The following is a 20,554-nucleotide window of genomic DNA, read 5'->3' as shown; positions in this document are numbered from 1 at the left end:
GTGCAATGCGAATTTGAAAGGAAAAAGGGGCGAGTTGAACTCGCCCCTTTGCACTGCTGCCGCGAAAGTCCGGCCGAGCCCGGCCAGTCCGCTTAGTCGAAACGTCCCGTACGCGCCATTTCCATCAGACGCGCAATGCGCTCCTCGGTGGCCGGGTGCGTCGAGAAAAGGTTCGCGATGCCGCCGCCCGACAGCGGATTCATGATCATCATCTGTGCGGTGGCCGGGTGCGCCTCGGCCGTCGGGAACGGGATGCCGTTCGCGTACCGATGAATCTTGTCCAGCGCCGACGCAAGCGCTTGCGGATCGCCCGAAATCTGCGCGCCGCCACGGTCCGCTTCGAATTCACGCGCGCGGGAAATCGCCATCTGGATCAGCGCGCCCGCGATAGGCGCAAGCAGCGCGACGGCGATGCTCGCGATCGGATTCGACGGACGGCCATTCTCGTCGCGTCCGCCGAAGAACATCGCGAAGTTCGCGAGCGCCGAGATCGCGCCCGCCATCGTCGCCGAAATGGTCGAGATTAGAATGTCGCGGTGCTTTACATGCGCCAGTTCGTGCGCCATCACGCCGCGCATTTCGCGTTCGGACAGCACGCGCAGAATGCCTGTCGTCGCGGCGACGGCCGCGTGTTCCGGATTGCGGCCCGTTGCGAAGGCATTCGGCTGGTCTTCGTCGATCAGGTAGACGCGCGGCATCGGCAGATTGGCGCGCGTCGAGAGTTCGCGCACCATCCGGTAGAACTGCGGCGCACTCGTTTCGTCGACTTCCTGCGCGTTGTACATGCGCAGAACCATCTTGTCCGAAAACCAGTACGAGAAGAAATTCATCCCGAGCGCGATCAGCAACGCGAGCATCATGCCGCGCTGGCCGCCGATCATGCCGCCAATTACGACGAAGAGTGCCGTGATCGCGGCCATCAGCATCGCGGTTTTCACCCAGTTGAACATTTCAAACACTCCTTGCCCGCCACGCGGTTCTATATCCGTGCCGCCTGTTCGCGGCGAATGATTGTAAGCAATTTGTTAGATATGGGCGAGCGCGAAAAATTCAATCATCGCGTTGCCGTGGCGAGCCTGATTCCCAGTCCGACGAATGCGCTGCCGACGGTACGGTCCAGCCATTTCTTGACGCCGGGCTTGCCGGAGAACCGGCGCGTGACGCTGCCAGCAATCCACGCGACAAAGCTGTTCCACGCCATGCTCATCACTACGAACACGACGCCGAGGGTGAGAAACGCCAGGATCTTATTGGTGCTGTCCGCGGTCACGAACTGCGGAAAAAACGACACGAAGAACAGCACGACCTTCGGATTCAGCACATTGGTCCAGAAACCTTGCATGAAGAGCTGGCGCAACGATTTCGGCGCGCCGGGCGAGCGCGTTTCGCCCGTGGCCTGGCCGGCTTCCGGCTTCACCAGAATGAGGCGCACGCCGAGATACACGAGATAGATCGCGCCGACGAACTTGATCACCGTGAACGCCGTGGCCGATGCAGCCAGCAGCGCGGTCAGTCCGAACGCGCACGCGAGCGAGTGCACGCAGCACCCGGCCGAGATGCCGAGCGCCGACATCAGCCCAGCGCCGCGCCCCTGCGCGACGCTTCGGCCGACGATATAAGCGGTGTCGGGACCGGGCGTGACGTTGAGCAGAAAAACAGCGACGACGAAGAACTCAAAATGGGTGATGCCGAACATGGAATCCTCTTCAGGCGGAGTTGCACCGAAGATTTTAACGCGCCGCACGAACGCGGCGCGCCCTGGCCGAACGGCAGATGGTGCGACGGAACGCGCGCCGTTATTGTGATTGCGCGAGGTAGAACCGCTGGCCCGTGGCAAGCGTCGAGCCGGCAAGGAAATCGCGCACCGGCAGGCGTTTGCCGCCGGGTTTCTGCAGTTGCGTGATGCGCAACGCGCCGTCGCCGCATGCCACGACGACCCCGTCGGGCGATACATCGACGATCGTGCCGGGTTCGGCCCGGCTCGGGGCGTCGATCGGCGCAGCGGACCAGATTTTCAGCACCGTGCCGTCGAGCGTCGCCGCGCCGCTGGGGAACGGGTCGAACGCGCGAACCTGGCGGGCGAGTTCGACCGCCGGGCGCCGCCAGTCGAGCGCCGCTTCGTGTTTGCCGATCTTCTCGGCGTACGTTGCACCGTCGGCAGGCTGAGGCGTCGCGGCGAGCTTGCCGCTGCGCTCCAGTTCGATCAGCGCGTCGACGATCAGCTTCGCGCCCGCTTCGGCGAGACGGTCATGCAGCGTCGCCGTCGTGTCGCTGTCGTGGATCGGCGTACGCACTTCGGAAATCATCGCGCCCGTGTCGAGGCCCGCGTCCATCTGCATCAGCGTGATACCCGTTTCGGCGTCGCCCGCTTCGATTGCGCGGTGAATCGGCGCCGCGCCGCGCCAGCGCGGCAGCAACGAAGCGTGAATGTTGATGCACCCATGCGGCGCGATGTCGAGCACTTCCTGCGGCAACAGCAGGCCGTAGGCCGCCACCACCATGACGTCGTGCGGCGTAGCGCGCAACTGGTCGATGGCGGCCGTGGCTTCGGCCGGGAACTTGCCGTTACGGCGCAGCGAAGGCGGCTGCGCGACCTCGATGCCGTGCTCCTGCGCGTAACGCTTGACCGGGCTTGCCTGCAATTTCATGCCGCGGCCGGCCGGGCGGTCCGGCTGGGTCAGGACGAGCGGCACCGGGAAGCCGGCCGCGTGGATCGCGGCGAGCGCCGCAGCGGCGAATTCCGGCGTGCCGGCGAAGATGACGCGCAACGAATGACTCATGTGCTGATAGCGAAAGCGGTCGGAAAACGCGTCACATCGCGTGCGCGAGCTTTTTCATCTTGCTCTTGATGCGCGTCTGCTTGAGCGGCGACAGATACTCGACGAACACCTTGCCCATCAGGTGATCCATTTCATGCTGGATGCAGACGGCGAGCAGCCCTTCGCAATCCAGTTCGAACGTTTCGCCCTTCTCGTTCAGCGCGCGCACGCGCACCTGCTCGGCGCGCTCGACGTTGTCGTAGATGCCCGGCACGGAGAGACAGCCTTCTTCGTGGATCTTCCTCTCGTCGCTCGACCAGATGATCTCCGGGTTGATGAAGGCGCGCAGTTCGTCGTGCGCATCGGATATGTCGATCACGATCACGCGCTCGTGCACGTCCACCTGCGTCGCGGCGAGCCCTACGCCGGGCGCGGCGTACATCGTCTCGGCCATGTCGGCAACGAGCTTGCGGATACGGTCATTGACCTTTTCGACCGGCTTCGCGACCTTGTGCAGACGCTTGTCCGGGTAGTTGAGGATGTTGAGTAAAGCCATGGTCCTGAAATTGATTGGGCGCCGCCGCGGTTGAACAGGTCGCGCGATTGGCCATTCGGCCAGGTTGTTCGCCAGGCGCGACACGCACAGGATAGATAGTGGCCGAACCGTGTTGATTCAACGCCAGTTCGACGTTCGAGCGCATGTCCGCAGGCTCGCGCGGGCGCGGCGCAGCAGTGGTTTCGGAATATTTCGGATGATGAAAATTTTAGCATGGCGACTGAAAGGCCGGTTGCCGTGCACGAGGACGCCCGCCATGCAGACGCTTCCCTTGACAGACCAGGAACTCGCCGCCTGGTTGCGGCTTTCGACGGCGCCGGGTCTGAACCCTGCCGCCCTGCGCCGCTTGCTCGCGGCCTTCGGGCTACCCGAAGCCGTGTTATCGCAGACATTCGCGGCACTCGCAGAGGTCACCGATGAAGCCACCGCCCGGGCCGCGCTTGCGCCGCCGCCCGCGGACTTTCCCGCGCAGCTCGACGCGGTGCGGGCGTGGCGCGAATCGCCCGGCAACGTGCTCGTCACGCTCGACGACCCCGCTTATCCGCCTCTTTTGCTGACCATGCCCGATCCGCCGCCGCTGCTATATGTAAAGGGACGGGTCGAACTGATGCACGCGCGCAGCATCGCCGTAGTCGGCAGCCGCAGCGCGACGCCGCAGGGTATCGAAGACGCGACCCGCTTCGCCCGCGCCTTTTCGGACGCGGGATTGACTGTGGTGTCAGGGCTTGCGTCGGGCGTCGATGGCGCGGCGCATCGCGGCGCGCTTCAAGGGCGTGGCAGCACGGTCGCCGTCATCGGCACGGGCGCGGATCTCGTCTACCCCGGCTCGCATCACGCGCTGGCGCACCAGATTGCCGGACACGGCGCGATCGTGTCGGAATGGCCGCTCGGCACGCCCGCTAGGTCCGCCAATTTTCCGCAGCGTAACCGGCTGATCGCGGGTCTCGTCGGCGGCGTGCTGGTCGTCGAGGCGGCGATGCGCTCCGGCTCGCTGATTACGGCACGGTTCGCGAACGAGATGGGGCGCGACGTGTTCGCGATTCCGGGTTCCATCCACGCGCCGCTCGCGCGCGGCTGCCACCGGATGATCAAACAGGGTGCGAAACTCGTCGAAACGCCGGAAGAGGTGCTCGAGGAGCTTGGGTTTGCCGCTCCGCCGCCGCCTGCGCCCGCGCAAGCGCCGCGGCTCCCGGCAGTCGCGAAGCCGTCTCACGCCGAGGACGGCACCCTGCCAGAAAGCGGGACGCCAGTGCCGGCGGAGGCCAGACGCCTGCTCGATGCGCTCGGCCACGCGCCCGCCACGCTTGAAATCCTGGCCGAACGCACCGACATGGACGACACGCTGCTGCAAAGCACGCTGCTGCGGCTCGAACTGGCGGGCGAACTCTGTGCGCTGCCCGGCGGCCGGTACGTCCGCGCAGCGCGCAGCGGGTGACGCCTCGTGCTACATTCGCGCCAAATAACCCATGCAATACCGAAGGAAACCGCCATGCCCGCGCTGAACCTGGACACCGACGCGAAACGGATCGCCGAGCTCGTGAATGACGGGGAGACGCTTTTCGTTGCGTGTTTGTGTGCGGAATGGTGCGGGACCTGCCGCGAGTACCGCACCGCGTTCGACACGCTCGCGGACAGACATCCGGATATTTGCTTCGCATGGATCGATATCGAGACTCACGCCGACCGTTTCGACGACCTTGACGTTGAGAATTTCCCCACAATTCTTATAGAAGACAGCGTGACTACCCGTTTTTTTGGAACGGTCTTGCCGCAGGCGGCGATTGTCGAGCGGATGCTGGTCGATCTGACCGCGCTGCCCGGCGTTAAGGGCGCGCCGAAAATGCGCCCGGCTCTGCTCGAAGCCTGAAACGTTCGTGAAAAGCCGGGATTGTCCCGGCCCCGTTTTCAAACTCGCGGGCGAGTGCGACACGGCATTTGCAAAAATCGTTGCGCGATACGGGAAAACGGCTCGGGACGGACGCGAAACCGCCTTCTGTAGCGCCTGTCACGCGCTTGCCCAATTGATCTGGGCGCAATTAAGATGACCCGCTTTTTTGGGCCCACCGGTTGCCGTTGCGGCGGCGTGTGCTATAAAGCGGTCGTTAATGGGTGCCAAACCCGGGTTGGAAAACCCGAGGTCCCAGCCCGAACCCACCAATATATTTTCAGTCATGTCCAAAGCACTGATCATCGCCGAAAAGCCATCCGTCGCGAACGACATCGCACGGGCTTTGGGCGGTTTTACCAAGCATGACGAGTACTTCGAAAACGACGATTTCGTCCTTTCGTCGGCGGTTGGCCATCTCGTGGAGATCGCTGCGCCGGAAGAATATGAAGTCAAACGGGGAAAATGGAGTTTCGCCAATCTCCCCGTTATTCCGCCGCATTTCGACCTGCATCCAATCGCGAAAAGCGAGTCGCGGCTGAAAGTCCTGAACAGGCTGATCAAGCGCAAAGACGTCGATCGCCTGATCAACGCATGTGACGCGGGGCGCGAGGGTGAACTCATTTTCCGCCTGATCGCGCAGCACGCAAAAGCGAAGCAGCCGGTGCAGCGCCTGTGGCTGCAGTCGATGACGCCCGCCGCGATCCGCGACGGCTTCGCGCAACTGCGCAGCGACAACGATATGCAGCCGCTCGCGGACGCCGCACGCTGCCGCTCGGAAGCGGACTGGCTGGTCGGCATCAACGGCACGCGCGCGATGACCGCGTTCAACAGCAAGGGCGGCGGCTTTTTCCTGACCACCGTCGGCCGCGTGCAGACACCGACGCTGTCGATCGTCGTCGAGCGCGAAGAAAAGATTCGCCGTTTCGTGCCGCGCGACTATTGGGAAGTGAAGGCGGAATTCGTCTGCGCGGCGGGCTTCTACGAAGGCCGCTGGTACGACCCGAAGTTCAAGAAAGACGAGTTCGATCCGGAAAAGCGCGATTCGCGCCTCTGGAGCCTGCCGGCTGCCGAAACGATCGTCGCCGCCTGCCGCGGCCAGACGGGCATCGTGACGGAAGAGTCGAAGCCGTCGACGCAACTGTCGCCGGCGCTCTTCGACCTCACCAGTCTGCAGCGCGAAGCCAACGGACGTTTCGGCTTTTCGGCCAAGAACACGCTCGGGCTCGCCCAGGCGCTGTACGAAAAGCACAAGGTGCTGACCTATCCCCGTACCGACGCGCGCGCGCTGCCGGAAGACTACCTGGAGACGGTCGCGCACACGTTGGAGATGCTCAAGGAGAGCAACAACTATCTGCCGTACGCGAAGCAGGTGCTCGACAAGGGCTGGGTGAAGCCGAACAAGCGCATCTTCGACAATTCGAAGATCACTGATCACTTCGCTATCATCCCGACGCTGCAGGCGCCGAAGGCGCTCTCCGAGCCCGAGCAGAAGCTGTACGACCTCGTCGTCAAGCGCTTCCTCGCGGTGTTCTTCCCGGCTGCCGAGTTCCGCGTGACCACGCGTATTACGGAAGTCGTCGGCCATCATTTCAAGACTGAAGGCAAGGTGCTCGTCGAGCCGGGCTGGCTGCAGATCTATGGCCGCGAGACGGCCGGCGAGGACGCGAATCTCGTCCCCGTTCAGAAGGGCGAGAAGGTCAAGACGGACAAGATCGCCGCGCAGCAACTCGTGACGAAACCGCCCGCACGCTACAACGAAGCAACGCTGCTGTCGGCGATGGAAGGCGCGGGCAAGCTCGTCGAAGACGATGAACTGCGCGAGGCAATGGCTGCGAAGGGGCTCGGTACGCCGGCAACGCGCGCGGCCATCATCGAAGGTCTGCTGGGTGAAAAGTATCTGGTCCGCGAAGGCCGCGAACTGATTCCGACCGCGAAGGCTTTCCAGCTGATGACGCTGCTGCGCGGCCTCGACGTGAAGGAACTGACCGCGCCGGAACTGACGGGCGAATGGGAATACAAGCTGTCGCAGATGGAGCGCGGCAAGCTGCAGCGCGACGCGTTCATGCAGGAAATCGCCCGCATGACGCAGACCATCGTGAAGCGCGCGAAGGAGTACGACTCTGACACGATTCCCGGTGACTACGCGACGCTGCAAACGCCCTGCCCCAATTGCGGCGGCCAGGTGAAGGAAAACTACCGGCGCTTCGCCTGCACGAAGTGCGAGTTCTCGATCTCGAAGATTCCGGGCGGCCGGCAGTTCGAAATCGAGGAAGTCGAAGAGCTTATGCAGAAGAAGCAAATCGGTCCTCTTTCCGGTTTCCGCAGCAAGATGGGCCGTCCGTTTTCGGCGATCCTCAAGCTTTCGTTCGACGACGAGACGAAGAACTACAAGCTCGAGTTCGACTTCGGCCAGGACCAGGGCGGCGAAGACGGCGAAGCGCCGGACTTCTCCGAGCAAACGCCGGTCGGCGCGTGTCCGAAGTGCGGCGGGAAGGTGTTCGAGCACGGCATGAGCTATGTCTGCGAGAACTCCGTCGCGAATCCGAAGACGTGCGACTTCCGTTCGGGCAAGGTGATCCTGCAGCAGGAAATCGCGCGCGAGCAGATGGCGAAGCTGCTGGAGAATGGGCGCACCGACCTGCTGACGAACTTCAAGTCGTCGCGCACGGGCCGCAACTTCAAGGCATTCCTCGTCAAGCAGAGCGACGGCAAGATCGGCTTCGAGTTCGAAAAGAAGGAGCCGAAGGAAGGCGCAGCGAAGAAGACGGCCGCGAAGTCCGCGGCCAAGGCGGCGCCCGAATCGGCAAACGACGAGGCAGCGAACGAAGCACCGGCAAAGAAGGTCGCTGCGAAGACGGCTGCGGCCAAGAAAGCGCCCGCAAAGAAGGCCGCCGCCAAGACGACGGCGGCGAAAACCGCGGCGCGCAAGACGGGCTCTTAAAGCCTGTTGTCCGACGGCGGGTCGCCGCCGCGTGACGTGCCTAGCCACACAGCGCACGCGAGCGAGAGCAAGCGCGCAGCAAAAAGCGCAGTCACCTTTGACGGTGACTGCGCTTTTTTATCGTCTATCCGAAACGCCGCCGCGTGCGCCTCAATGCGTCGGCGAAACGATGCCGCGTGAACGGTTCAGCGTGCGCGTCGCCGGCTTGGCCGGGATCTCGCCATCCAGCAGGCTCGACAGAGGCTCGGCCCCATCGAACGCCTCTGGCGGCATCGACACGGCCGTCGATTCGAGCATCGACGGCGCGCGCTCCACGCCGTCCTTCACCCATTGTTCGCCAAGCTTGCTGTTCGGCGTCTGGTTGAAATGCTCGACGAGGTGGTCGATGAACGTGCGGACCTTTGCGGGCAAATGCCGCCGGCTCGGATACGCGATGTTGATCTCGACCTGCGGCAGACGGTAGTCGCTCAAGAGCCGCACCAGCTTGCCGCGCGTCGTGTCGCGCCCGATCAGATAGCTCGGCAGGATCGCGATGCCCATACCGAGCAACGCGAACTGACGCAGCATTTCCGTATTGTTCGCGACGATCACGTTCGTCGGACGCACGCGCACTTCGCCGTCCGGGCCGGTGAACACGCGCTCGTCGCCCCAGTATTCGGACGGCAGCGACAGGCAGGGATGCTCCAGAAGCTGCTCAGGCCGCGTCGGCGTGCCGTGCTTCTCCAGATACGCGGGAGTCGCGCAGACGGTCATACAGCCCGTCGTGAGCCGCCGCGTGACGATGCTCGCGCTGCGCATATGCCGCGCGATCACGACACCGACGTCAAATCCTTCTTCGACGAGATCGACCTGCCGGTCGACCAGCGTCACATCGGGAATCACCTTCGGATAACGCTCAGCGTACGTCTGAAGCACGGGCGCAAGGTTATGCAGACCGAACACGACAGGCGCGACGATGCGTAGCGTGCCAACGGGCTCGTGATTGCGCGCGACGACCATCTGCTCGACGTCTTCGAGCTCGTCGAGAATCTGGCGGGCGCGTTCCAGATAAACCTGACCGGATTCAGTCAGCGAGAGACTACGTGTGGTGCGGTTGAGCAGTCGGGTACCGAGGCGACCTTCCAGATCGGCAACGTGACGGGTGGCGACTGCGTTTGAAATATCCATCGCGCTAGCCGCGCGGGCGAAACTTCCGAGATCCGCCACTTTGACGAAAACTCGCATCGACTGCAAATGATCCATGGACAACTCCTGCCGTATTACCGCTCCCCCGCGAACAGGAAGCACATTTGGGATTTTCCTACGACTAGGGAAATCCTGCAGAAGTTGCCTAAGAAAGCAGAAATTTTATGAAAATTTGAGTCAATATCTTAAGGGACGGAATAGCACATGGCCTATTGTTCCCATTGTTGAAACAATTTGCTGCATCGCGTCGGAATCGCGTTGGTAGCTCGAACAGCGAAAGCGACGCGTCGGTGGCAGAAATGGGGTCGAAAGGTGACGCCAAAATGGCCGAAATGACGAAAAAGCCGCCCGGAGGCGGCTTCGTCGTTCGTTAGTGAACGCTCACGACATCACGTGGCCAGCTTCTTCTCCAGCGCGTTTCGCGTATCTTGCAGTGCGGCAGGCAGGCCTTGCTTCAGCGTGTCGAACAATTCGCTGTGCAATGCGAGTTCCTTGCGCCACGCGGCATCATCGACGGAAATCACCTGCTCGAACTGCTCGCGGGTGAAGTCGAGCCCGCTCCAGTCGATATCTTCATAGCGCGGCGAGACGCCAAATGCGTGTTCCTGGCCCTGCGCCTTGCCTTCGATCCGGCCGATCATCCAGCGCAACACGCGCATGTTTTCACCGAAACCCGGCCACACGAACTTGCCGTCGTCGCCCTTGCGGAACCAGTTGACGCAGAAAATGTTCGGCGTGCGCGCGCTCATCTGCTCCAGTTTCGCGCCCGTCTTTAGCCAGTGGCCGAAGTAGTCGCTCATGTTGTAGCCGCAGAACGGCAGCATCGCGAATGGATCGCGCCGCACGACGCCCTGCTGGCCGGCTGCGGCGGCCGTCGTTTCCGAGCCCATTGTTGCGGCCATGTAGACGCCCTCGACCCAGTCGCGCGCTTCCGTCACGAGCGGCACGGTCGTCGAGCGGCGACCGCCAAAGACGAATGCGTCGATGGGCACGCCAGCCGGATTCTCCCAATCGGCGTCGATCGACGGACATTGCGAAGCGGGCGCCGTGAAGCGCGCGTTCGGGTGCGCGGCCTTGCGCCCCGTTTCCTTCGCGATTGCGGGCGTCCAGTCCTTGCCCTGCCAGTCGATCAGATGCGCGGGCGGCTCGTCCGTCATGCCTTCCCACCAGACATCGCCGTCGTCAGTTAACGCGACGTTCGTGAAGATCACGTTTGCCTTCAGCGTCGCCATCGCGTTGAAGTTGGTCTTTTCGCTCGTGCCCGGTGCCACGCCGAAATACCCCGCCTCCGGGTTGATCGCGTAGAGACGCCCGTCCTTGCCTGGCTTGATCCACGCGATGTCGTCGCCGATCGTCGTGATCTTCCAGCCGTTCATGCCTTGCGGCGGGATCAGCATCGCGAAGTTGGTCTTGCCGCACGCCGACGGGAACGCGGCCGCGACGTGATGCTTCTTGCCTTCCGGCGACGTAACGCCGAGCACCAGCATGTGCTCGGCGAGCCAGCCTTCGTCGCGGCCCATCGTCGACGCGATGCGCAACGCGAAACACTTCTTGCCGAGCAGCGCGTTGCCGCCGTAGCCCGAGCCGTAGCTCCAGATTTCGCGCGATTCGGGGAAATGGACGATGTACTTCGTGTCATTGCACGGCCACGCGACGTCTTTCTGGCCCGCCGCGAGCGGCGCGCCGACGGAATGCACGCACGGCACGAACGCGCCGTCCTCGCCGAGCACGTCGTACACTTTGCGGCCCATGCGCGTCATGATCCGCATGTTCGTGACGACGTACGGGCTATCGCTCAGCTCGACGCCGATATGCGCGATCGGCGAGCCGAGCGGGCCCATCGAGAACGGCACGACGTACATCGTGCGGCCGCGCATTGCGCCATCGAAGAGACCGTCGAGCGTCGCGCGCATCTCAGCGGGCGCGATCCAGTTGTTGGTCGGGCCGGCGTCCTCGCGATACTTCGAGCAGATGAACGTGCGATCCTCGACACGCGCGACATCGGACGGATCGGACCACGCGAGATACGAATTGGGCCGTTTGGCCGCGTTGAGCTTCTTGAGGGTGCCAGCTGCGACCATCTGCGCGCTCAGACGGTCGTATTCCTCCTGCGAACCATCGCACCAGACGATCCGTTCCGGTTTTGCCAGCGCGGCCACGCGCTGCACCCACTCGATCAGTTTTTGATGTTTGACCCAGGCAGGCGCTTCGAGGGTCGAATGGCCTGCAAATGCGGGATGATTCATCGAGCTGTCTCCGTTTTGATAGAAAAAGAAAAACGGTCCTAGCCCAGCGACGCTGCATGCGAGAGGCGATAATCGGCGCGAAGTGTTTTAAGGCGCGCGCGATCCAGCAGTCGTAAGGGCCGTCCAGCCTGTCGCCGACACGTTGAAACCGTCTGTAAAGCGGCTTGCGTGGACATGCAACAAACTGTTAAAAACGAGGGAACTTGCCTCGCCGTCGTGGCTCCGTCATAGCGGCTCCTTGTACGGTAAGGCATTCACAATAAGCATCATGTGGTCCAGGTCACATGATGGGACACCCGAATAAGACTCTCCGTTCCGCACCCGCATGGTGCGTCGCAAAACATATACGCCATGAAGATTGCCATCCTTGACGATTATCAAGACGCCGTCCGCAAGCTCGACTGTTTCCAAATGCTCGCCGACCACGAGGTCAAGGTCTTTAACAACACCGTTCGCGGTCTGGGCCAGCTCGCCAGCCGCCTGTCGGAAGTCGACGCGCTGGTCCTGATTCGCGAACGCACCCGCATCAGCTCGCAACTGCTCGACAAGCTGCCGCATCTGCGCATGATCAGCCAGACAGGCCGTGCAGGAAGCCATATCGACATCGCCGCCTGTACCGAGCGCGGCATTGCCGTGCTCGAAGGCGTCGGCTCGCCGATCGCACCCGCCGAACTGACGTGGGCCCTAATCATGGCCGCGCAACGGCGCATTCCGCAATACGTGGCAAACCTTAAGCAAGGTGCCTGGCAACAGTCCGGTCTGAAAACCTCGGCGCTGCCACCGAACTTCGGTCTCGGCCAGGTGCTGCGCGGACAGACGCTCGGCATCTGGGGCTATGGCAAGATCGGCCGGCTGGTGGCGGGTTACGGCAAGGCGTTCGGGATGAACGTGTTGATCTGGGGCCGCGAGCACACCCGCGAAGCGGCGCTCGCCGACGGCTATCAGGTCGCGGAAAGCCGCGAGGCGCTGTTCGAGCAGAGCGACGTGTTGTCGCTGCATCTGCGCATGCATGACGACACGCGCGGCATCGTCAAACAGGACGATCTGATGCGCATGAAGCCGACCGCGCTCTTCGTCAATACGAGCCGCGCAGAGCTGCTGGAGGAGAACGCGTTGATCGGCGCGCTGTCGCACAATCGGCCGGGCATGGTCGCGATCGACGTCTACGAAAGCGAGCCGATCCTGCAGGGCTACAGCCTGCTGCGAATGGAAAACGTGATCTGCTCGCCGCACATCGGCTATGTCGAGAAGGAAAGCTACGAGCTTTATTTCACTGCGGCGTTCAAGAACATTCTCGCGTTCGATCAGGGCGACACCTCGAGCGTCGCGAATCCGGAAGCGCTGCAGGGCGGGCGCCGTCGGTAAGTGAAAGCGTGCGGCCCCGTGCGGGCCGCAGCGCCTTTAAGTACGCATTTCAGTCGTGCGCGGCGGCGTCGAGCAGTTCAGGCACGCGTTGTAGAAACTGCTCGCCGTCCACGCGGCCGAGGTTGTATGCGTGCTGCATCTGCGACGGACTTGTATAGTCCCAGCTCGAAATCGGCACTTTGCGCGACGGCTGCACGTACAGGCGCCGTTGCGTGCCATGCGGCACGACGAACATCTGCGGACGCGGATAGATCCGCGTCACCATCACCAGCACATTGCCGGGCGCCGGATCGAGCGCGCCGACGGGCACATTGTCGACCATCCCGCCATCCAGCACGGGACGCCCATTGCGCCGCAGGACAGGCGTGAACGGCGGCGTACACGACGACTGGAGAATCAGGTCTGCGAGTTCTTCTACGCTCTTGCAATCCTGCGCGCGAACGAATTCCGGATGAAAACCGAGCGACTGGCCGAGCGTCGGATGCAGCGTCTTGCGGATGTACTTTTCGATGTTATAGGCGATCAGTCCGGCCGCGACGGCGCTGCGCGCGCCCAGCCAGCGCGGCACGTGCGACACGCCGATGCGGATTTCCGGCGCCTTCGCCAGTTGCGCAAACTTTTCGCCGTAGATATCGAGCAGCGCCTGCCGGTAGATCCGGTAGTGCGGAAACACCGATTCGCCGCGCAGCAGATTGCCCCAGTACGCGTTCTTCGTGTTGTTGCGCAGCGCGCTCTCGTAATAGCGCATCACCCAATCGGCGTCGCGCGTGTAGAGCATGCAGGCCGTGGCCGCGCCCGCAGAAATGCCCGTGATCACGCGCGGCTTGATAGCCAGTTCCGGCTGGACCACGTCCCAGAATCCTGCTTGCCACCAGCAGCGATTGCCGCCGCCGGCGAATACGACCTGATCGAACATCCGTTGCTTCCTTCGATTGCCGCGGCGCCGGTTCGCGCTGTCGATAGGCGCGCTCAGTTGAGCAGCGCGTAAGTGGTGGTGGCGTGGACGGCCATCTTGCCGTCGTCGTCGGTCAGCTCGACTTCGCCGAACACGAGATTGCGGCCCATGCGTAGCACGCGCGCCGTGATAACCACGTCGCCTTTGCGAACGGCGCGCATGAAGCTGATGTTCAGCGAAACGGTAGTCATCGGTTTGAACCCGCCGAGCGCCGCTGAAATCGCGACAACCATCGCCGTATCGGCGGCTGCCATGAAGACCTGGCCGCAGATCACGCCGCCGCTGTGCCTCAGTTCGCCGGAAAACGGCAAGCGCAGGGTCGCGCTTTCATCGTCGACCTTGATGGGCGTGAGCGACAGCGCGCGCACCCACGGCGCGAGCACACGGTCGAGCAATTCCCGGACTTCGGTTTCGTCCATCATGATTTCCCGTTGGGGCCGCGCGGAAGGCTGCACGGCATGGTGTCGCGACATGATACCGGGACGAACGCCCGTGCGCTTCGATAGTGCTTTCGGTGGATGCTGGCGGTCCCGTCCTTCTTGGCAGGGCCTGCCGCGAGATCTTTTTTTAAGAAATTTGCGAGATGCACTTGCCAAGCAAGAAAAACTCCTGCATAATTTCGCTTCTGTTGGGGGCGTTAGCTCAGTTGGTAGAGCAGCGGACTCTTAATCCGTAGGTCGAGTGTTCGAGTCACTCACGCCCCACCAAGAATTAGGAAGGCCGGTCAAGCGAAAGCTGACCGGCCTTTTTGTTTTCCCCGCCGCGCGCCCAACAACTTCAATTCCCCGGCACGGCCGCATCCGAAGCCGCCTTGGCCATCTTGTTCGCCCTTTCCGCTTTAGCAAGGGCCTGCTTCTTCAGATATTCGACCGTGCCTTGAAACGCCGGGCTGACATCAGGATACGAAGCATCCGTGACAAAGTTCAATCCGTTCTGCTGCGCCTCGATCAATTCCTGATACACCTCTGCGCGCGTCTTGCCTTGCGCGAAGACATTCGTCGAACCAAGTGCAGCGACGGCGACAGCCAGCAATGCGAGCATCTTCATTTCCAACTCCTTTGAAAACGTGCGGTACGCACAATGACGAACCACGCGACGCTGCAATCTATTCCCACTCGCCACACTAAAAAATAAATATGGATATCTAACTATTCAGGCAAAAAACAAAAGCGGCCACACCCGAAGATGCAGCCGCTCAACGTCAAAAGCATCACCAACATCAACCCGGCGTCGCCCCAGTCAACTGCGCATACACATCGTGCGCAATCTGCAACATCACCTTGCGATCGATACCACCCGACACCGCATAGCCAAAATCGCCATCGACCCAATAAAAAACATTCACCGGCCCTTCCTGATAAAGCTTGAACGCCGTCGTATTCGCATTCACCTTTCGATGAGAAATACAAAGCGTCACGCGCTCGCCGTTCGCGTTGTGATACATGAACTGCGCAACGGGCCCGTCGTCGCCGGGCAATATGCGGCCGCCCGCGAGCTCGAATCCGCTTTTCGTGAGCATCGGCGGATGCACTTCGGTGCCAAGCTTGTTCGCGAGGTACTGCACGAAATCCTGCTCATGATCCTCGCCGATCTGCGCGGGACGACTAACGGTAGGCATGTACACGACGTGAGCCAACGCCGCTTTCTGCGCGAACACTTCCGAAGCATCCGCACTCACGGGCCGCGTATTCGACGTTGCCGACGGCGCACTCGCCCCCGGCGCAGCCACATCCTTGCCCATGTTCGTGCCGACACCAATGCCGATGCCCAGCACCAGCGCCGCCGCCATGCCCGCAAACTGCGGCCAGTTCGCCGCGCTGAGCCAGCGACGCTTCTCCGGCATACGCAGACGCGCAGGCACCGGCTCGTTCAGCACGCGGTCATAGCGCTCATGAAACATGTTGTTCAGCGAAAAGTAATCGCTCACGCGCGCCGCCAGCGCGGGATTCAGTTCGATCGCGCGCTCTACCTCTTCACGGCGCTCGTCGGACAGCGTGCCGTCCACGTACGCATGAATCTCTTCTTCGCTGATGGGAGTCTGTTGATCGCTCATCGCACCACCTTCAGTTTCGCGCCGGGCTGTGCGCCCGCCATCAATGCGCGCAAGCGCTCGCGTCCACGCGAGAGCCTCGACATCACGGTACCGACGGGGATGTCGAGTGCAATCGCAACTTCGGCGTAACTCATTTCCTCTAGCCCAACCAGCAAGACGACTTCGCGCTGATCCGCAGGCAGACGCTGCAACGCGTAGTCGAGATCGCGCACTTCGAGCGAACGCGTCTGCTCGCCCGACACCGCAAATTCGCTTTCGACAATGCTCTCATCGTCCACCGAAACGTGAACAGCACGCGACGACGACTTGCGCACCTGATTGACGAACACGTTGTGCATGATCGTGAAAAGCCATGCGCGCAGATCGGTTCCCGCCTCGAACATCTTCGTGCGCGTGAGCGCGCGTTCGAGCGTGTCCTGCACGAGATCGTCAGCGAGATCGCGATTGCTGATCAGCGCGCGTGCATAGCGGCGCAATCGCGGCACGTGGTCCATCAACTCGTTACGGATGTCCATTTGCTCTACCCATCAAATATCGCTTGGCGCGCATTCCGCCGCGCGCGTCGCCTCTTGAAGCAGAGAACACAACTTGCTGCATTTTATTCCGCTTGTTTCGCGGAAACTGCAAAAGCACGTTCGAATCGACAAGCCGTGCATTTGCTAGCGGGTCGTCAGCGCGTCAGCGGCGCGCATCAGACCGTGTGTCGTTGCCTTTCCGGCGAGCACGTAGCGGCGGCCTTTCACCGTCCACGACAGCAGCCGCACCTCGCCGATGCGCTGCGCCGCCCAGTGCGGCTGGTCCGTCGCGAATGGCGCTGCGCTCGAAAGCAGCACGACAGCTTCACCGTCGGCATTGCGGTAATCGAGTATATCGACGCTCGCAACCGCGTTCGGATGACGCGTCTTTGTCGCAACCAGCTTTAGCCCTAAAGGCGCCAGATCGACCGAGTGCGGATCGTAAAGTGCAGCCTCGGGCGCAGCGCCGGTTCGCTGCCCCGAATCGCGCATCAGTGCCATGACGGCCGCGGCGTCGAGCATCTCCGGCGACACACGCGACGCAAAAAACCAGCCGCTCGCGGACAGAACCGCCAGCACCATGCCGAGCAGCGCGACGCCGATGCGCCGCACAAAGAACCTGCGCATCGCCGACGGGATATCGACCGTCCGCTTTCGATCACCACCCGCCGCCTGAATGGGTTGCGGAAACGCGCCTTCAAATGCGCTGCGCATCTGCATGTTCAACTGCCGATAGAACGCGATCCGTTCGGCCTCGCCGGGTCGCGCGCCGAGATATTTCCGCACGCGCGCCGCCCGATCCGGCGGCAGATTGCCGTCCGCGAATGCCTGCATGTCCGCTTCGGTAAGCGGCTTTTCGGACGGTGGATGGGTGCGGGACATGATCGTCGGTCGTGCAAATATCGGGCTCTTGTTGCGCTAACAGGATCGTTGCGGGCTTTATTCCATCCGCTTTCGACGATTCATTCGTCAGACGTTAGGCAAAAAGAAACGCGCCGCATGACGTGAGTCATGCGGCGCGTTGCGCGATGCAGCGAAGGTACTTACTTGGCGGTAACGTCGATATTGCCGAAGTATTTTTCCGCGAGCGTCTTGACCGTGCCGTCCGCCTGCACCTTGGAGATGGCCGCGTTCAACTGATTGCGCAGCGCCGTGTCGCCCTTGCGAATGCCGAAGGCCACGCCGCTGCCGAGAATCTTGTCGTCGCGCACCGCCTGACCGACGAACGCGAAGTCCTTGCCGTCAGGACGCGACAGGAAGCCCGTCTGACCCGCCGGCGCAAGCACGAGCGTCGCATCGAGTCGGCCGGCGACGAGATCCGCGTACACCTGGTTCTGATCCTGATACGGCACGACGGTGACGCCAGCGCTTTCCCAATGCGCCTTCGCATACGTTTCCTGGATCGACGCCTGCAACACGCCGACGCGTTTGCCTTTGAGAGACTCGGGCGTCGGTTGCAGCCCGCTGTCCTTGCGCGCGATCAGTTGCGTCGGCACGCGGTAGATCACGTTGGTGAAGTCGATTGCCTGACGGCGCTTTTCCGTCGCGTTCATCGCCGAGTTGATCGCGTCGAACTTGCGGCCCTGCAGCGCGGGGATCAAACCGTCGAACGACGTTTCGACCCAGCTGCATTTCAGGTTCGCCGTCTTGCAGACCGCATTGCCGACGTCGATATCGAAGCCCTGCAACTCGCCATTCGAGCCCTTCGATTCAAACGGCGGATATTGCGCCTCGAGGCCATAGCGCAGCGACGTCGCATCGGCAGCCATCGCCGACGCCGTCGCCACCGATGCGAACGCGCACGCCAGCATCAGCAGATTCTTCACTAGCTTCATATCGATCTCCTTCCCCTTATGTTCAATGCGGTTCAACGCACGTCAGACGGCGTGGCGATGCGCCGGTGCGTGAGCACCGGCAGGCGGTTGCGCGCTTCATCGAGCGCGCTTTGTGTCAGCGTCGCGAGCGCGATGCCGGGTTCGTCGTCATGCCGCGCGAGCACTTCGCCCCACGGCCCGATGATCATACTGTGGCCAAAAGTCCGCCAGCCGTTCGAATGCGTGCCGCACTGGCCGGACGCGAGCACGAAAGCCTGGTTCTCGACGGCTCGCGCGCGCAGCAGCAGTTCCCAATGCGCGAGGCCGGTGGTGTACGTGAAAGCGGCGGGCACGGCAATCACATCGGCGCTGGGTCCCGCGCGATACAGTTCGGGAAAGCGCAAGTCGTAGCACACCGATAGACGCAGCGTGCCGAACGGACCCTGCGCCGTGCCGATGCTGTCGCCACCGACCATCGTGTCGCCTTCCGCGTGCTGCTCCGCGCCCTGATTGAAGCTGAACAGATGGATCTTGTCGTAGCGCGCCGCGCTTTGTCCCGACGGATCGAACACAAGCGACGTGTTGTACGCATGCGTGCCGGCCTGCGGCCCATGCGACGGCCGGATCGGCACCGTGCCGCCGATCAGCCACGCGCCCGTCTCGCGCGCGAGTTCGGAAAGCGCCTGTTGGATCGGACCATCGCCGAATGCTTCGGCAAGGGCCACGCGCTGCATTTCGTCGTCGCCGATCCAGCAAAAGTATTCGGGCAGGCAGATGAGCGTGGCGCCCTCGCGCGCGGCCTGATGTACCCAGCGACGCGCTTCGCCGAGATTCTGCTGGACGTCCGCGCTGCTGCTCATCTGCACCACGGCTGCCTTGATCGATTCCTGCATCATTGCGTGTCCCTCAGATTGAACGCAAACGGCGCGCGCCTTCGATCAGCGTCTCGTCGTCCTTCGAAAAGCTCAGGCGAATCAGACCGGAATCCGTGCCGTCCGTATAGAACGCGGACAGCGGAATGGTCGCAACCTTCGCATCGCGGATCAGGCGCAGCACGAAGTCGCTGTCGCTTTCATCCGAGAAGCCGCGAAAACGCGCGAGCATGAAGAAGCTGCCCTCGCTCGGCAACAGCTCGAAGCGCGACTCGCTCAGCTCGCGCGCCAGCAGATCGCGCTTGTGCTGATAGAACGCGGACAGGCCCAGGTAGCTTTGCGGATTCGACAGCGCTTCGACGAACGCGTATTGCATCGGCGTATCGGCGGAAAACACCATGAACTGATGGACCTTGCGGATCTCGTCCATCAGCGCGGCGGGCGCAAGGCAATAACCGACGCGCCAGCCCGTCACGTGATACGACTTGCCGAACGACGACACGATCACGCTGCGTTCCGCCAGCTCGCGATGACACGCCATGCTGTGGTGCTTCGCGCCGTCGAACACGACGTGCTCATACACTTCGTCGGAAAGAATCACGATATCCGTGTTGCGCGTGACAGCCTTCAGGCGCTCGATATCGGCGTCGCTGAAAATCGTCGCGGTCGGATTGTGCGGCGTGTTGACGATGATCATCCGCGTTTTCGGCGTGATCGCCGCGGACACTTCGTCCCAGTTCACGCGGAAATCCGTGGAAGACAGCTTGATCGGAATGGGCTTCGCGCCTTGCAGGCGCACGATGGGCGCGTAGCTGTCGAACGACGGCTCGAAGTAGATCACCTCGTCGCCGGGATGCACGAGCGCGCTGATCGTCGAATACAGGCCTTCGCTGGCACTTGCGATCACGGTCACTTCCGTCGACGGATCGTAGTGCACGCCATACAGCGTTTCGACCTTCGCGGCGAGCGCCGCACGCAATGCGCCGATGCCCGCCATCGGCGCGTACTGGTTGTGACCGGCGCGCATGGCTTTGGTCACGCCATCGACGAGTGCTTCGTCGGGCGAAAAATTCGGCGCGCCCTGTGACAGGTTCAGCGCATTGTGTTCGGCGGCCAGTTGACCGATCACCGTGAAAATCGTCGTGCCGACGTCCGGCAACTTCGAGCGGGCTTGCAAAGCGCTCTGCATGAGATTCCTCCTCCTCGCTGCAAATCGGCGGGCCACGCATCACGCGTCGGTCCCGTTCAGTTTGAACGATTAGGCAACAACGCGTGCATGAGAACAATCGAAACTTTGTCATGCGCGGTATGCGTTTCGCTCATGCACGCGGCGATCGGAGGCGACTTGAAGATTGGCACAAACGTGCGTGCCCTTCTGCGGCAATGCGGCATGCAAATGACGGCG

At 62.4% G+C, this 20,554-nt stretch carries 19 protein-coding genes and 1 tRNA gene; 5 read left to right on the top strand and 15 right to left on the bottom strand.

Annotation, left to right across the window (positions count from 1 at the left end; genetic code table 11):
• Positions 1-92 precede the first annotated feature (92 nt).
• From htpX to def, 4 genes are all read right to left on the bottom strand, one after another.
• On the bottom strand, positions 93-950 hold the full coding sequence (htpX, locus tag C2L64_RS00170) for a zinc metalloprotease HtpX (RefSeq protein ID WP_007581962.1): 858 nt from the start codon (positions 948-950) through the stop codon (positions 93-95).
• A 104-nt stretch (positions 951-1,054) separates the two neighbouring features.
• Complete coding sequence (locus tag C2L64_RS00165) at positions 1,055-1,696, bottom strand: LysE family translocator (RefSeq protein WP_007733537.1); 642 nt, start codon at positions 1,694-1,696, stop codon at positions 1,055-1,057.
• Between the two features lie 100 nt (positions 1,697-1,796).
• A complete protein-coding gene (gene fmt, locus C2L64_RS00160; RefSeq protein WP_090834815.1) occupies positions 1,797-2,780 on the bottom strand; it encodes a methionyl-tRNA formyltransferase in 984 nt (327 codons plus the stop codon).
• Positions 2,781-2,811: 31 nt separating this feature from the next.
• Positions 2,812-3,315, bottom strand: coding sequence for a peptide deformylase (gene def / locus C2L64_RS00155; RefSeq protein WP_007581957.1), 504 nt, complete (start codon positions 3,313-3,315; stop codon positions 2,812-2,814).
• Between the two features lie 256 nt (positions 3,316-3,571).
• Between def and dprA the strand changes: the two genes are divergently transcribed.
• From dprA to C2L64_RS00140, 3 genes are all read left to right on the top strand, one after another.
• On the top strand, positions 3,572-4,750 hold the full coding sequence (gene dprA, locus C2L64_RS00150) for a DNA-processing protein DprA (protein WP_090834813.1): 1,179 nt from the start codon (positions 3,572-3,574) through the stop codon (positions 4,748-4,750).
• Between the two features lie 54 nt (positions 4,751-4,804).
• The gene (locus tag C2L64_RS00145; RefSeq protein WP_086918133.1) at positions 4,805-5,182 is read left to right on the top strand and encodes a thioredoxin family protein; all 378 of its coding nucleotides are present in this window, start codon (positions 4,805-4,807) and stop codon (positions 5,180-5,182) included.
• Between the two features lie 304 nt (positions 5,183-5,486).
• On the top strand, positions 5,487-8,144 hold the full coding sequence (locus C2L64_RS00140; protein ID WP_007581951.1) for a DNA topoisomerase III: 2,658 nt from the start codon (positions 5,487-5,489) through the stop codon (positions 8,142-8,144).
• 150 nt (positions 8,145-8,294) lie between these two features.
• On the opposite strand, the gene C2L64_RS00135 is transcribed toward C2L64_RS00140, so the two are convergent.
• A complete protein-coding gene (locus tag C2L64_RS00135) occupies positions 8,295-9,386 on the bottom strand; it encodes a LysR family transcriptional regulator (RefSeq protein WP_007581949.1) in 1,092 nt (363 codons plus the stop codon).
• 332 nt (positions 9,387-9,718) lie between these two features.
• Positions 9,719-11,575 carry a phosphoenolpyruvate carboxykinase (GTP) gene (locus C2L64_RS00130; RefSeq protein WP_090834811.1) on the bottom strand — a complete coding sequence of 619 codons (1,857 nt, stop codon included), beginning with the start codon at positions 11,573-11,575 and terminating at the stop codon, positions 9,719-9,721.
• Positions 11,576-11,926: 351 nt separating this feature from the next.
• On the opposite strand from C2L64_RS00130, the gene C2L64_RS00125 reads away from it, so the two are divergent.
• Positions 11,927-12,940, top strand: coding sequence for a D-2-hydroxyacid dehydrogenase family protein (locus C2L64_RS00125; protein ID WP_007581946.1), 1,014 nt, complete (start codon positions 11,927-11,929; stop codon positions 12,938-12,940).
• Positions 12,941-12,989: 49 nt separating this feature from the next.
• Here the strand turns inward: C2L64_RS00125 and C2L64_RS00120 are convergent, their stop codons facing one another.
• Positions 12,990-13,856: a patatin-like phospholipase family protein gene (locus C2L64_RS00120; RefSeq protein ID WP_090834808.1), complete on the bottom strand. Its 867-nt coding sequence runs from the start codon at positions 13,854-13,856 to the stop codon at positions 12,990-12,992.
• A gap of 53 nt (positions 13,857-13,909) precedes the next feature.
• A complete protein-coding gene (locus tag C2L64_RS00115) occupies positions 13,910-14,314 on the bottom strand; it encodes a PaaI family thioesterase (RefSeq protein ID WP_007581942.1) in 405 nt (134 codons plus the stop codon).
• A 212-nt stretch (positions 14,315-14,526) separates the two neighbouring features.
• On the opposite strand from C2L64_RS00115, the gene C2L64_RS00110 reads away from it, so the two are divergent.
• Positions 14,527-14,602 (top strand) — tRNA-Lys (locus tag C2L64_RS00110).
• A gap of 70 nt (positions 14,603-14,672) precedes the next feature.
• Here C2L64_RS00110 and C2L64_RS00105 read toward each other — a convergent pair.
• The 7 genes from C2L64_RS00105 to C2L64_RS00075 form a co-directional block, all read right to left on the bottom strand.
• Positions 14,673-14,942, bottom strand: coding sequence for a DUF4148 domain-containing protein (locus C2L64_RS00105; protein ID WP_007581939.1), 270 nt, complete (start codon positions 14,940-14,942; stop codon positions 14,673-14,675).
• Between the two features lie 172 nt (positions 14,943-15,114).
• Positions 15,115-15,948: an anti-sigma factor family protein gene (locus C2L64_RS00100; protein ID WP_079483890.1), complete on the bottom strand. Its 834-nt coding sequence runs from the start codon at positions 15,946-15,948 to the stop codon at positions 15,115-15,117.
• A complete protein-coding gene (locus C2L64_RS00095) occupies positions 15,945-16,463 on the bottom strand; it encodes an RNA polymerase sigma factor (RefSeq protein WP_007581935.1) in 519 nt (172 codons plus the stop codon). Before C2L64_RS00095 ends, C2L64_RS00100 begins: the two co-directional genes overlap by 4 nt.
• A gap of 144 nt (positions 16,464-16,607) precedes the next feature.
• Positions 16,608-17,345, bottom strand: a complete 738-nt coding sequence (locus C2L64_RS00090) for an anti-sigma factor family protein (RefSeq protein ID WP_090834806.1) — start codon at positions 17,343-17,345, stop codon at positions 16,608-16,610.
• 161 nt (positions 17,346-17,506) lie between these two features.
• Complete coding sequence (locus C2L64_RS00085; RefSeq protein ID WP_079498504.1) at positions 17,507-18,298, bottom strand: ABC transporter substrate-binding protein; 792 nt, start codon at positions 18,296-18,298, stop codon at positions 17,507-17,509.
• A 32-nt stretch (positions 18,299-18,330) separates the two neighbouring features.
• Positions 18,331-19,173 carry a carbon-nitrogen hydrolase family protein gene (locus C2L64_RS00080; protein WP_079498507.1) on the bottom strand — a complete coding sequence of 281 codons (843 nt, stop codon included), beginning with the start codon at positions 19,171-19,173 and terminating at the stop codon, positions 18,331-18,333.
• 10 nt (positions 19,174-19,183) lie between these two features.
• Positions 19,184-20,338, bottom strand: coding sequence for a pyridoxal phosphate-dependent aminotransferase (locus tag C2L64_RS00075; protein ID WP_035987247.1), 1,155 nt, complete (start codon positions 20,336-20,338; stop codon positions 19,184-19,186).
• Positions 20,339-20,554 lie beyond the last annotated feature (216 nt).

The sequence above is a fragment of the Paraburkholderia hospita genome (assembly GCF_002902965.1).
Classification (GTDB): Bacteria; Pseudomonadota; Gammaproteobacteria; order Burkholderiales; family Burkholderiaceae; genus Paraburkholderia; species Paraburkholderia hospita.
Note: the sequence above shows the minus strand (reverse complement) of the source record. Positions and strands in the feature narration are given on the sequence as shown.

Excerpts from the sequence above, each read along its gene's own strand:
- C2L64_RS00090 (WP_090834806.1), bottom strand. The coding sequence starts at position 17,345 with ATGTCCCGCACCCATCCACCGTCCGAAAAGCCGCTTACCGAAGCGGAC.
- fmt (WP_090834815.1), bottom strand. The coding sequence starts at position 2,780 with ATGAGTCATTCGTTGCGCGTCATCTTCGCCGGCACGCCGGAATTCGCC.
- C2L64_RS00105 (WP_007581939.1), bottom strand. The coding sequence starts at position 14,942 with ATGAAGATGCTCGCATTGCTGGCTGTCGCCGTCGCTGCACTTGGTTCG.
- C2L64_RS00095 (WP_007581935.1), bottom strand. The coding sequence starts at position 16,463 with ATGGACATCCGTAACGAGTTGATGGACCACGTGCCGCGATTGCGCCGC.
- C2L64_RS00125 (WP_007581946.1), top strand. The coding sequence starts at position 11,927 with ATGAAGATTGCCATCCTTGACGATTATCAAGACGCCGTCCGCAAGCTC.
- C2L64_RS00165 (WP_007733537.1), bottom strand. The coding sequence starts at position 1,696 with ATGTTCGGCATCACCCATTTTGAGTTCTTCGTCGTCGCTGTTTTTCTG.
- C2L64_RS00145 (WP_086918133.1), top strand. The coding sequence starts at position 4,805 with ATGCCCGCGCTGAACCTGGACACCGACGCGAAACGGATCGCCGAGCTC.
- C2L64_RS00115 (WP_007581942.1), bottom strand. The coding sequence starts at position 14,314 with ATGGACGAAACCGAAGTCCGGGAATTGCTCGACCGTGTGCTCGCGCCG.
- C2L64_RS00120 (WP_090834808.1), bottom strand. The coding sequence starts at position 13,856 with ATGTTCGATCAGGTCGTATTCGCCGGCGGCGGCAATCGCTGCTGGTGG.
- C2L64_RS00075 (WP_035987247.1), bottom strand. The coding sequence starts at position 20,338 with ATGCAGAGCGCTTTGCAAGCCCGCTCGAAGTTGCCGGACGTCGGCACG.
- C2L64_RS00085 (WP_079498504.1), bottom strand. The coding sequence starts at position 18,298 with ATGAAGCTAGTGAAGAATCTGCTGATGCTGGCGTGCGCGTTCGCATCG.
- C2L64_RS00080 (WP_079498507.1), bottom strand. The coding sequence starts at position 19,173 with ATGATGCAGGAATCGATCAAGGCAGCCGTGGTGCAGATGAGCAGCAGC.
- def (WP_007581957.1), bottom strand. The coding sequence starts at position 3,315 with ATGGCTTTACTCAACATCCTCAACTACCCGGACAAGCGTCTGCACAAG.
- C2L64_RS00100 (WP_079483890.1), bottom strand. The coding sequence starts at position 15,948 with ATGAGCGATCAACAGACTCCCATCAGCGAAGAAGAGATTCATGCGTAC.
- C2L64_RS00135 (WP_007581949.1), bottom strand. The coding sequence starts at position 9,386 with ATGGATCATTTGCAGTCGATGCGAGTTTTCGTCAAAGTGGCGGATCTC.
- C2L64_RS00140 (WP_007581951.1), top strand. The coding sequence starts at position 5,487 with ATGTCCAAAGCACTGATCATCGCCGAAAAGCCATCCGTCGCGAACGAC.
- htpX (WP_007581962.1), bottom strand. The coding sequence starts at position 950 with ATGTTCAACTGGGTGAAAACCGCGATGCTGATGGCCGCGATCACGGCA.
- dprA (WP_090834813.1), top strand. The coding sequence starts at position 3,572 with ATGCAGACGCTTCCCTTGACAGACCAGGAACTCGCCGCCTGGTTGCGG.
- C2L64_RS00130 (WP_090834811.1), bottom strand. The coding sequence starts at position 11,575 with ATGAATCATCCCGCATTTGCAGGCCATTCGACCCTCGAAGCGCCTGCC.